The organism is Providencia sp. wls1922, assembly GCF_009706505.1.
In the GTDB taxonomy this organism is placed as follows: Bacteria; Pseudomonadota; Gammaproteobacteria; order Enterobacterales; family Enterobacteriaceae; genus Providencia; species Providencia lanzhouensis.
Map to the genome: position 1 here is coordinate 1 of NZ_WLUG01000084.1, position 10,408 is coordinate 10,408.

General features: G+C 41.0%; 13 protein-coding genes. 4 read left to right on the forward strand and 9 right to left on the reverse strand.

Annotated features, from left to right (window positions below; all coding sequences use genetic code 11):
- The 8 genes from GKR71_RS09035 to GKR71_RS09070 all read right to left on the reverse strand — a co-directional run.
- On the reverse strand, positions 1-2,307 hold a 2,307-nt coding region (locus GKR71_RS09035; RefSeq protein WP_154634185.1), incomplete at its 3' end, for a replication endonuclease.
- A complete protein-coding gene (locus tag GKR71_RS09040; RefSeq protein WP_154634186.1) occupies positions 2,300-2,620 on the reverse strand; it encodes a DUF5405 family protein in 321 nt (106 codons plus the stop codon). The genes GKR71_RS09040 and GKR71_RS09035, both read right to left, overlap by 8 nt.
- Positions 2,620-3,420 carry a DNA adenine methylase gene (locus tag GKR71_RS09045; RefSeq protein ID WP_154634187.1) on the reverse strand — a complete coding sequence of 267 codons (801 nt, stop codon included), beginning with the start codon at positions 3,418-3,420 and terminating at the stop codon, positions 2,620-2,622. The genes GKR71_RS09040 and GKR71_RS09045 overlap by 1 nt, the downstream gene beginning before the upstream one ends.
- Before the next feature lies 1 nt (position 3,421).
- The gene (locus GKR71_RS09050) at positions 3,422-3,709 is read right to left on the reverse strand and encodes a DUF3850 domain-containing protein (RefSeq protein ID WP_154634188.1); all 288 of its coding nucleotides are present in this window, start codon (positions 3,707-3,709) and stop codon (positions 3,422-3,424) included.
- Between the two features lies 1 nt (position 3,710).
- Complete coding sequence (locus GKR71_RS09055; protein WP_154634189.1) at positions 3,711-3,932, reverse strand: TraR/DksA family transcriptional regulator; 222 nt, start codon at positions 3,930-3,932, stop codon at positions 3,711-3,713.
- A complete protein-coding gene (locus GKR71_RS09060; protein ID WP_230085050.1) occupies positions 3,925-4,146 on the reverse strand; it encodes a DUF2732 family protein in 222 nt (73 codons plus the stop codon). Before GKR71_RS09060 ends, GKR71_RS09055 begins: the two co-directional genes overlap by 8 nt.
- A gap of 71 nt (positions 4,147-4,217) precedes the next feature.
- Positions 4,218-4,652, reverse strand: a complete 435-nt coding sequence (locus tag GKR71_RS09065; RefSeq protein WP_154634191.1) for a DUF5347 family protein — start codon at positions 4,650-4,652, stop codon at positions 4,218-4,220.
- A 186-nt stretch (positions 4,653-4,838) separates the two neighbouring features.
- Entirely contained in the window at positions 4,839-5,111 is a 273-nt protein-coding gene (locus GKR71_RS09070) for a Cox family DNA-binding protein (RefSeq protein WP_154634192.1), read from the reverse strand.
- Between the two features lie 130 nt (positions 5,112-5,241).
- Here GKR71_RS09070 and GKR71_RS09075 point away from each other — a divergent pair, with 130 nt between their 5' ends.
- Both GKR71_RS09075 and GKR71_RS09080 read left to right on the forward strand, forming a co-directional pair.
- The gene (locus tag GKR71_RS09075) at positions 5,242-5,535 is read left to right on the forward strand and encodes a helix-turn-helix transcriptional regulator (RefSeq protein ID WP_154634193.1); all 294 of its coding nucleotides are present in this window, start codon (positions 5,242-5,244) and stop codon (positions 5,533-5,535) included.
- Between the two features lie 66 nt (positions 5,536-5,601).
- On the forward strand, positions 5,602-6,579 hold the full coding sequence (locus GKR71_RS09080) for a phage integrase (protein ID WP_154634194.1): 978 nt from the start codon (positions 5,602-5,604) through the stop codon (positions 6,577-6,579).
- 284 nt (positions 6,580-6,863) lie between these two features.
- On the opposite strand, the gene GKR71_RS09085 is transcribed toward GKR71_RS09080, so the two are convergent.
- Positions 6,864-7,424, reverse strand: coding sequence for a Spy/CpxP family protein refolding chaperone (locus GKR71_RS09085; protein ID WP_154634195.1), 561 nt, complete (start codon positions 7,422-7,424; stop codon positions 6,864-6,866).
- Between the two features lie 151 nt (positions 7,425-7,575).
- On the opposite strand from GKR71_RS09085, the gene cpxR reads away from it, so the two are divergent.
- The gene (gene cpxR / locus GKR71_RS09090) at positions 7,576-8,274 is read left to right on the forward strand and encodes an envelope stress response regulator transcription factor CpxR (RefSeq protein ID WP_006660535.1); all 699 of its coding nucleotides are present in this window, start codon (positions 7,576-7,578) and stop codon (positions 8,272-8,274) included.
- The gene (gene cpxA, locus GKR71_RS09095) at positions 8,271-9,641 is read left to right on the forward strand and encodes an envelope stress sensor histidine kinase CpxA (RefSeq protein WP_036950809.1); all 1,371 of its coding nucleotides are present in this window, start codon (positions 8,271-8,273) and stop codon (positions 9,639-9,641) included. Before cpxR ends, cpxA begins: the two co-directional genes overlap by 4 nt.
- The last annotated feature ends 767 nt before the right edge of the window (positions 9,642-10,408 follow it).

Below are 10,408 nucleotides of genomic sequence, written 5' to 3' on the forward strand. Positions count from 1 at the left end.
TTTTCCATCTTCCGTTAATTCTAATCTCAGTCGTTCACCGTCAAGTTTCATGTAATAGAAACCTTCACTAACCCCCATACCTTTAGTGAACATGTTTTCAACCTGTGGAATATTGAATTCAAAACCGACTTCTTTGGCAAAAGTGACTATTTCCGACTGAATTTTTTTATCACTTTCACTTAATTCTATTTTTGAAACCTGTCTTTGCTGCTTACCTAGCGATATTTCGCTTCCTGCTGCGTTCTCGGCGTCTGTTTCTATAAAGGCAAAACCGTATTCTCTTATGTTTGATACATCGCCAGAGCCATGCTCTGGCTCGTAAAATTGCACATCTGAAAGGTTTGATGTGATCTGCGATCTACAGTTATTGACAGGACTCCAAGTCGCTCCGCTGTCGCTCTTTAAAAGATTAAGGTCAAGGTCAACGGCGCTTTTCTTGACGATTTGATACTTTCTTTCGCGCGTTTTAATGACTGGCGCACCGGATTTTAATTGGTTGTAGATACCAACGACTTTCTGAACCTCTTCCCCGTAAACGTTCACGTCATTAGTCTCACGAGCTACGCGGATCGTTTCCAGTTTGCGAGGAATACACGGACCACCTTGAGACATGACATACTCAAAAAAGTCACCCTCATCAGCCGCCGCGCGAACACGCTCCGCAATATCGCCGAGGCTGTCAGCAATGGAAACGCCGCGCAATCGACGACACTCGCGATACGCACCTTTGGATGGTAGTTTGTAGAATTTGAATTGAGGAATGCGCCACGTTGAAGCCCACGCGGTTACCGCCGCTGCCATGCTTTTTAAGTCTTTGCCGGTTTCATGGTCAATCTCACCGTCTAGGGCGTAGCCATCAATATTTTTAGCAATATACTTAGCGATATACCCGACTGCACCACCACGGTTCATATGCTTGCATTCGAAACGAAATTTCTGTGCGCCGGCTTCGTTTCCATCTTCTTTCAAAGCCCGTTTACGCATAATATCAATCGCTTCTGCGCGTTTTGCTTTATCAACAAATAGCAACATGTGCCAATGTGGCGTACCGTCATGATGTGGCTCGACAACACGGACACCGTAAATATTGATATTTTTATCATTGAAAGCCGAGCGAATACGCGACCAAATTTTAACTAAATAGCGCTGCCCATCTTTTGGCGTAAAAGCTTCATCTTTCCACTTGTGATTGAGCACCGCGTAGAAATCATCTTTACCGGTTTCCTTGTTTTTTTCTTTGCGCTGCTTTGTCGGATGGTATTTGGACGGGCAAGTTAATGTAATAAACATGCCGATATCGCAACGCTCTTTCGCTACGCGTTCAATACCTGCCATTTGCGCCATGAGTTCCATCCTGCGTATTTCAGGGTTAGAAATACTCGCCATGACTTTCTCAAACAGATCAAATCGTTCACCCGTTTCAACGTCTTGAATATCCATACCTTGCAGATATTGCATATTAGATAAACGCTGAGCTTGCACCTCACGAATAGCTTGCTTACTGGCATAAGGCTGGCGATTTACACACACGTCCATATTGGCAATCATGATTGCCTCAATCCATTGGGTACGATGGGCTTTTAGCTTGCGATGCCAAAAGTCTGCATCAACTAAGCGTTGTACAGCTGCAATTACTTGGCGTGTGGTTAAGTTTTGCTTTCCCTTCCTGCGCTTTCTATTTTTCAAAACTTTCAAATAGCTTTGATAGTGAAGCGGACTAACATGTAAACCGTTGGAAAGCTCAGCTAAACGCCCATAAATCAGCGTTTGCGATGCATCTTCATAGATAACCTCACGATCACCGCCATTTTCCTCAGTCAACTTATCGCAATAGATTTCATAGAGACTGAAAAAACCACTGGAAATATGCTCCGCCAATTTTTTAATTGGCTTGTCATACAGATCAAACAGGCGATTAAACTGGCTAATTTCTGGTGTAAAACGAGTGGATAGCGTCAATAGCGCTTTTGCATCTAACTCATAGCGTGAATTAACAGCCGTAATGCGCGGGTATATTTTTTTGTAGAAGTCAGAACGTAAATACTCATACGCTTTATACTGTCCTGACTCTTTAATTAAGTTCTCATAGTGCTTTTGAATGCGGTATCGCAAAATACGCGGTAAAGTTTCCACTTCACATAAAATCGCTTGCGCATGAAGTAATTGTTCATGCGATAGAGATTTCCCCAAAGCATCTATATCAGCTTTGTAATAATTATTTTCTTTGGGCTTATTCCACGAATACGGAAAATCCATATCAGCGGAATAAGTAAATCCCTGTTGCGTGAAATCCAATACCTTAGACATTAAGCGCCCCGCCTAATGTTTCCGGTCTTAATAAATTAATGGCAGTTTCACAACGACGAGAAATAACATCAACAGTCTGGCGGTAAACATCTAGTGTCTTGATGCCTTTCCCCTTTACTCTCATTACATGATATGAGGTCAGCTCAATCGCAATAAACCACGGATCAGAGCTACAACAAACTAACTCATAACAACGAGTTTTATTATTGATTTGCAGTAAGCGCCACTGAACATTTTTAGAATCTTCAACATGGCGTTGAATCGCAAAGCGAGTTCCGCTGATATACACGCCGTCTTTAGGGTCAAGTATCATTACTTCACCCCTGCCAAAACAGCAATAATTTCAGTTGCCGATTTACGATTCCCGCTCGCTGAAATTTTGCGCGGCGCTTCTATTTCATGGACAGTAAAACCGAGATCAAGATACAGCTCTTTTGCCGCAAGAGAATTAGAAACTGTTACTGGATTACCTTGAATGTCATTAATATCTTTTAATGCATTGGCTAATGCTTCTTGGTCCGCATCAGAAAAACCAGCGGTATGATAACGAGTGAAACAATCGCCCATGTACGGTGGATCACAATAAATACCATCACCATCATCAACCAATGACAGCGTATCTTGCCATTCAAGACAAACGATATTTGCATCTCGAGCCTTTTCTGAAAAGGCAATAATTTCATTTATTGGGTAGTAAGCTTTTTTATAATACCCATAGGGTACATTGAACTCCCCTCTTGAATTATAACGACATAATCCATTGAAGCAGTGACGATTTAAATATAAAAACCGAAATGGATGATTAAAACCATCTTTATTCAAAGTATTAAATAAAATACGTTGCGCTTTATAGTTAAATTCAGTATTTAAACTAGACCATTCAATTTCTTTTTTAAAGAAATACTCAGTATCGTCTTGTATCATTAAATACAAGTTGATTAAATTTTCGTTAACATCCGCAATTAAATACTGCTCATAGTTAGTATTCATCATCACAGCGCAAGAGCCGGCGAATGGCTCAACTAGCCGTTTAGTTTTAGGCAAATGCGGGCGTAGCTGTTCCATCACGCTAACTTTAGAGCCAGCCCACTTGAGGATAGTTTTATTCGCCATGCTACACCCTTTTCTCAACCACTTGAAAAGACAGCATGACAAACTCAGGTAAATGAGCCAGCTCAGCGTAAACACCATTAACCTTTGTCACATCTGTAATAACACACGTTATTTCACGACCTGTATATTCAATATCGAGCGAATAACCATGCTTCAATTTAATTTCTTGCAAAATTAAAATATCGGTACATAAAAAATTCCTGTCATTAAATTGAAATTCAGCACTCTTTTCTTTTCTGATTACCTTTTCAAAATATTCCGATCTGATTTTTAATAAATGCTTAGCCATCTCATACACTCCGATAATGTTTGCTTTTAAGCTCAAAAATCGCTTGGCAATCAACGCAACGAGTACAGCCCATTGAAGCTATGCGGCGCTGTTCTGGAATTGGTTTATCGCAGTCTTCGCACTCAAAAGCCGAAGCACTGACTGCACGATTTGTAACAGCTTTAATTTGCTGCTCACGCATCAACATTTCGTGCTCACTTGCGCGGTCAATCTCCTTAGACATGATTCAGCTCCGCAGCTTGATTTTCTAAATGCTCAGCGTCACCCATCAGCAAATGAAAAATTTCAACGTGGGTCATTTTTTCTTTTAACGCTTTGTAAGCTAAAGAACGCTGGCGAGCTGCAAAGCCGTCAACAAGCGTTTTTCGCTCATCTTCTCTGTTGGCTTTGATGCTTTCTGCTACTGGGGTAAACACTGGATCAGGGAATTTATTCATATTCATTACCTATATTCAGGTTGTAAAAAGTCCTGACAAATTAATGTCATTATTTTTATTGGTTAATTAAATTAGATTGGCATTGCTATTTGATTCGGAATTAATGCATTTAATGCCTTTATTTGATTTAGTGCTGTAATAAGCTGCTTTTGCTCATCAACATTTAAATCATCAAATTTCATTTCTTTTTTTTCACTTAATTTCGCAAGATGAAAAATCATATTTAATATTCTTTCGTCTTGCTTTCTTAAATAATCAATGAAACCTGACAACTGCTGATTATTAGGCTCTTCTTTACGACACTTTAATAATTCCGTTTTCATTTCCGCAGCTCTATTTAGTGCCGCAGTGCGTTCTTCTATTGTTCCCCCATCATTAAAGTATCTGTCATATGATTTTCTTTTTTTACCATGACCACTAGACAGGCTTGATTGAAAGCTAATAATTTTGGCTGTATCTACTTTTTCGCCGTGATTATGTTTTTCTTTCATTGCTGCTCTGCTCATAGTCAACCCCCGTAAAGGCTGTCGATGTAATTTGTTGCTTGAGACATCGAATCAAATAACCCTAACGAATTATCATCACGTTGAACATGAAAGCGGGTTACTGGATTCATTGCTTTAGCCGGCAGCATAACTATTTGAAAATTACGATACTTAAAGCTATGCGTTGAAACCTGTATGACTTCCATATTACAAACCCAACCACAAAAGCCATGCATCACGCTGTTCTGGTGATTTACTTGAATATGCTAAGTCCATTCCATTATTAAATGCACTGATACTTATCCAAATTTCCCCAGCTCTACTTTGTGGCTTTGTCGGATCTCTAAATTCGATTACTGGCAATTTTCCACTTTTAACCATCGACTCAACAGCACCTTTAGTTTTACCGATTAGATCCGCAAATCTTGCAAGCGGTACCGCGCTAACCGGATATTTCACATTGATTTGCTCTTTATTCATTTGCTACCCTCACTAGATCAAACCGTTTAAAACCGTTTATGTCTGGTTTTAAGTGGTTTCTTTTGCGCCCGAAACCATCCTAAATAGGAATGTTTCGGATAAATCTACATCCTATATAGGAAGGTGTCAAATGAAATTGAGCGAAAAAGTTAAAGCGATTCGAATCGCCGAAGGACTTAGTCAAACTCAATTATGTGAAATGATTGATTTATCTATAAGCACTCTTGGTAAATATGAAACCGGAGTATACGAACCTAGTGGATTGAATTTACTGAAAATGACTGAACATCCCAGATTTGAAAAGTATAGCCTTTGGCTAATGACAGGTAAGACAGCCCCTGAAGTTGGTCAAATTGCACCGGCTCTCGCACACAATGGGCAAGAGAAAGAAGCCTTACGCCTCTCAGAAAAGAAAACTGGTTAGACGTTCTATATCTATATTCTGATTACTGCTGGTCACAGTCAGTCAGCTACATCGGAGGGCTTACTTATGGCAATTAAGAAGCTCAATGATGGTCGATACGAAGTGGACATTCGCCCTAACGGAAGTAAAGGGGCTAGATTAAGAAGGATTTTTGCTCGCAAATCAGAGGCATTAACTTTTGAAAGATACGCAATAGTCAACGCCCAAGATTATGCTGAAAACACAACACTATCAGGACGATTGAAACTAGACGCCATTCTAGATAAATGGTGGTTATACCACGGTCAAACACTAGAGAATGGCGAAATTGAAAGAATGCAGTTGCGCAAAACAATCAAGCTATTGGGAAACCCCACACTGAATCAACTAGGCAAACAAACCCTACTTGAACACAGGGGGAATAGACTGATGAGTGGTATCAAAGCGACAACAATAAATCGGGATATGTATCGTTTATCAGGCATGTTTTCTGCGCTTGAAACCCTAGAATTACTTGATTATAAAAACCCACTAAATGGATTACCTCCATTAAAAGAGGAAACGCCTGAAATTATTTTTCTTAGTGAGGAACAAATTATTTCTTTGCTAAATGAGTTCACTGGTGATTACAAGCTTTTCTCTCTCCTTTGTTTAAGTACCGGAGCAAGATGGGGCGAAGGTGCAACATTACACAGTGAACAAGTTCAGAATGGAAGAGTCACATTTTTGAAAACAAAAAATGGCAAGAAGCGGATAATCCCAATATCTGACGAACTGTCTGAACAAATTAAGACTAAAGATTCAGGTCCGCTATTTGACATAAATTACGAGACGTTTAGGCTTGCATTACGAAATTTGTTCCCCGAACTCCCAAGGGGTCAAGCTACTCACGTTTTACGCCATACGTTTGCAAGCCACTTTGTCATGAATGGTGGGAACATTGTTGCTCTTAAAGAGATTCTTGGTCATGCAAGCATTAATCAGACAATGGTATATGCTCACTTAGCGCCAGATTACTTAGAGTTAGCAATAAAACTTAACCCGTTAAATGACATAAAAATTTAATTGTCTTGAGGTGGATGACCGTCCACATTCCGTCCACCTCTAAAGTCTTTCATGAACTTTTATGACCATTTAATAATTTATAACTTGTTGTTTTTAAATGTTTTGAATTATAAGTCATTGAAAAAAAAGCCCCTAAAAGGGGCTATAAAGACAGGGATGGTGTCTATGGCAAGGAAAAACTTCAGTTATTGCTACTTCACTACTTACTTCGAAACTCAACGATACAGCTTAAAAACTCAACTACAGGCTTTAAAAAACTCAACTACACTCACTACTAGGAATCTCTACTGCATAGCTTGATATTCAACGAACTTATGCTGATTAATTTGCTCAAGCTGCGCCTTTTGCTCTGGCGTCAGTAACTGGTAAAGCTCGTGATGGATACGAGCCATCTCAACGCGTTCATCCAGTTCTTTTTGCAATTGTTTCTCAAGTTGCGCTCGGACAGCTTTATCATCAAAGCGATCCGCTATAATAAGTTTGTGTAATGACTCACGTTCTTGTATTGAAGCAACATTTTCACCATGACGGTGGCGCTGGGTAGCCATCAAGTCACGAAGCTGTTGGCGCTGTTTCTCACTCAACGTGATACCATTAAACATAAATTCACTGGCACGTTCGTCGCTATTTAATGATTCAGGGATCTGAAACTGAATAGCAATATGTGTGGTTTGTAGTGGCTGGTCCGGTTGCATTTGAAGCACTAATGATGGTTCATCATTAACACTACTTTCAGATGCTTCACCAAACGCAGCGACTGGCCCGAAAACAAATGCAGAAGCTAAAACGTATGCGGCTGTTTTATGTACTGAACTGTGTTTTGTTCTGTGTACTATTCTTTGCATTTAGATACCTTGTCTCCGAACGATGCTCGTGATTCAATGGAGTTAAATATACGCGGTCGGCTGCAAACTAGCGTCAGAGCATGTAAAAGAACGTAAAGTCATGGAAACGTGAAGATTGTTATCGTATTTTGGCAGTTGGAGGACTTAATTAATGCATAAAATCCTATTAGTTGATGACGACCGTGAACTCACGTCGCTTTTAAAAGAACTGCTGGAAATGGAAGGTTTCAATGTTGTCATCGCTTATGACGGTGAGCAAGCATTACAACAAATCGATTCATCCATTGACCTATTATTACTCGACGTCATGATGCCGAAGAAAAACGGTATTGAGACATTAAAAGAGTTACGCCAAATTCACCAAACGCCAGTCATTATGTTAACGGCGCGTGGCAGTGAATTAGATAAAGTGCTGGGCTTAGAGCTCGGTGCCGATGACTATTTACCAAAACCATTTAACGATAGGGAGTTAGTAGCGCGGATTCGTGCGTTACTGCGCCGCTCAAACTGGAGCGAGCAAACTCAAGGGGACAACAGCAACACCCCAACCTTACAAGTGGATAAATTACAGCTCAATCCGGGTCGTCAAGAAGCCAGCTTCGATAACGAAATCCTTGATTTAACCGGCACCGAGTTTACTTTGCTCTATCTATTAGCCCAGCATTTAGGGCAAGTGGTTTCAAGAGAGCATTTAAGCCAAGAAGTTTTGGGTAAGCGCCTCACGCCATTTGACCGTGCGATTGATATGCATATTTCAAACTTGCGCCGCAAACTTCCAGAACGCACCGATGGTCAACCTTGGTTTAAAACCTTGCGTGGACGCGGTTACTTGATGGTTTCTGCCACATGATCAACAGCTTAACAGCTCGAATATTTGCGATTTTCTGGTTTACCCTCGCACTAGTATTAATGCTAGTGCTGATGGTGCCTAAGCTCGACTCTCGGCAGCTCACCGTCCTGATGGAAAGTGAGCAACGCCAAGGGGAGATGCTTGAGCAACACATCGAAGCCGAACTCGCGCAAGCTCCAATGAACGACCTACTTTGGTGGCGACGGATTTCCAACGCCATCAAAAAATGGGCGCCCCCAGGGCAACGGCTGATTATCGTGACCAGTGAAGGCCGCGTGATTGGTGCGATGCCGAGTGAAATGCAGGTGATCCGCAACTTTATTGGTCAATCAGATAATGCCGACCATCCGAAGAAGAAAAAGTACGGACGCGCAGAAATTTTGGGCCCATTTTCTATTCGAGACGGTGAAGATCATTACCAACTCTATTTAGTTCGCCCTGCAAGCAGCCCGCAATCAGACTTTATTAACCTCTTGTTTGACAGACCATTTTTACTCTTGATTGCCACAATGTTAATCAGCGCACCGTTGCTATTATGGCTATCATGGAGCTTGGCTCGCCCTGCCCGTAAATTAAAAATGGCGGCGGACGATGTGGCAAAAGGTAACTTGCGCCCACACCCAGAGCTAGAATCGGGTCCACAAGAATTCTTATCGACGGGTAACAGTTTTAACCAGATGATCAGTGCATTAGATGGCATGGTCACTGCCCAGCAGCGATTGATTTCTGACATATCTCACGAGTTGCGCACCCCACTCACACGATTACAGCTAGCGACGGCATTATTACGTCGCCGCCATGGTGAGAGTAAAGAGCTGGAGCGCATCGAAACAGAAACTCACCGTTTAGATAGCATGATCAATGACTTGCTGGTTCTCTCTCGCAGCCAGCATAAAAATGAAATTCTTCGCGAACACATCAAAGCCGATGAGTTATGGGGAGATATTCTGGATGATGCAAGCTTCGAAGCGGAGCAAATGAACAAAACGCTGGATGTCACGTCGCACCCAGGCTCATGGCCGTTATATTGCAATCCATCCGCCATTGGCAGTGCGTTTGAAAACATAGTGCGTAACGCACTACGTTACTCAAACACCCATATTGCGGTTGATTTCAAAGAAGAAAATAACGGTATTTTGATTACTGTCGACGATGATGGCCCGGGTGTCAGCCCTGCTGACCGCGAGCATATCTTCCGACCGTTCTATCGCACCGATGAAGCTCGCGACAGAGAAACCGGTGGTACAGGGCTTGGCTTAGCAATTGTGGAAACAGCGATTTCCCAACATAAAGGCTGGGTAAAAGCTGACGACAGCCCGCTAGGTGGATTACGCCTACAGATTTGGCTGCCAGAACACGGTCGCTAATCTTACATTATGAAGGTCTTTGGTGCTTATATGCCAAAGACCTTTTTATATATCAGCCATATATTCCTATCTTATTTCGCCGAATATTCCCTACCAAACTCAACCTGCCTGATAATTAACTTATTCATATTCACAAACAGTGATGAAATTAGTGTCTCAAACATTTAATGATATTTGCCTATACGCGTTTACCACATATACTTGTAAGTAAGAAATAGCTCAGACAATTCTTATAAATATTATATTTCATTGATTATATCGTTATTCGAGTAATTACCTTTTCCTACACCACACGGGCGTGATCTATTTATATATTAATAACATACATCAAGTTACAGCTGTGATTATCATTATTTTTTATACTATCTAGCCGTATACATGCTTTTTCTTGACTATCAGATTAGCCCCTAAGTATAGATACCACTCAAACCAATATGCCACCCAATGTGAAATTAACAATTTTTGATAGAACTATATACTAATAACTCACTTAATGGTTTCAAAAAGGTGATCAGAAGATTACTGGCAAAGTAGCAATTTTTAGGCGCCTCACACCGATAGTCACTCCGATACTTTAGTGCTATTATTAAGGGCTTTTGATTGATTGTGCTTACGGCACGAGTCAACCAATAAAGGAAGGCTATCATAAGCAGCGTTTATTAATTGAGCAATTATGCAAAAAGTGCAGTATTTTCAATTAATAAACACTAAATTTTGAAATTCAATGGCGCTCTGGGACCCGATAACCCAGTGCGGTAGCTATGGGT

What these genes read in the sequence shown, in the direction of transcription:
- GKR71_RS09040 (WP_154634186.1), bottom strand. Translation starts at nt 2,620, where the DNA reads ATGATACTTGACCCTAAAGACGGCGTGTATATCAGCGGAACTCGCTTT.
- GKR71_RS09045 (WP_154634187.1), bottom strand. Translation starts at nt 3,420, where the DNA reads ATGGCGAATAAAACTATCCTCAAGTGGGCTGGCTCTAAAGTTAGCGTG.
- GKR71_RS09050 (WP_154634188.1), bottom strand. Translation starts at nt 3,709, where the DNA reads ATGGCTAAGCATTTATTAAAAATCAGATCGGAATATTTTGAAAAGGTA.
- GKR71_RS09055 (WP_154634189.1), bottom strand. Translation starts at nt 3,932, where the DNA reads ATGTCTAAGGAGATTGACCGCGCAAGTGAGCACGAAATGTTGATGCGT.
- GKR71_RS09060 (WP_230085050.1), bottom strand. Translation starts at nt 4,146, where the DNA reads ATGAATAAATTCCCTGATCCAGTGTTTACCCCAGTAGCAGAAAGCATC.
- GKR71_RS09065 (WP_154634191.1), bottom strand. Translation starts at nt 4,652, where the DNA reads ATGAGCAGAGCAGCAATGAAAGAAAAACATAATCACGGCGAAAAAGTA.
- GKR71_RS09070 (WP_154634192.1), bottom strand. Translation starts at nt 5,111, where the DNA reads ATGAATAAAGAGCAAATCAATGTGAAATATCCGGTTAGCGCGGTACCG.
- GKR71_RS09075 (WP_154634193.1), top strand. Translation starts at nt 5,242, where the DNA reads ATGAAATTGAGCGAAAAAGTTAAAGCGATTCGAATCGCCGAAGGACTT.
- GKR71_RS09080 (WP_154634194.1), top strand. Translation starts at nt 5,602, where the DNA reads ATGGCAATTAAGAAGCTCAATGATGGTCGATACGAAGTGGACATTCGC.
- GKR71_RS09085 (WP_154634195.1), bottom strand. Translation starts at nt 7,424, where the DNA reads ATGCAAAGAATAGTACACAGAACAAAACACAGTTCAGTACATAAAACA.
- cpxR (WP_006660535.1), top strand. Translation starts at nt 7,576, where the DNA reads ATGCATAAAATCCTATTAGTTGATGACGACCGTGAACTCACGTCGCTT.
- cpxA (WP_036950809.1), top strand. Translation starts at nt 8,271, where the DNA reads ATGATCAACAGCTTAACAGCTCGAATATTTGCGATTTTCTGGTTTACC.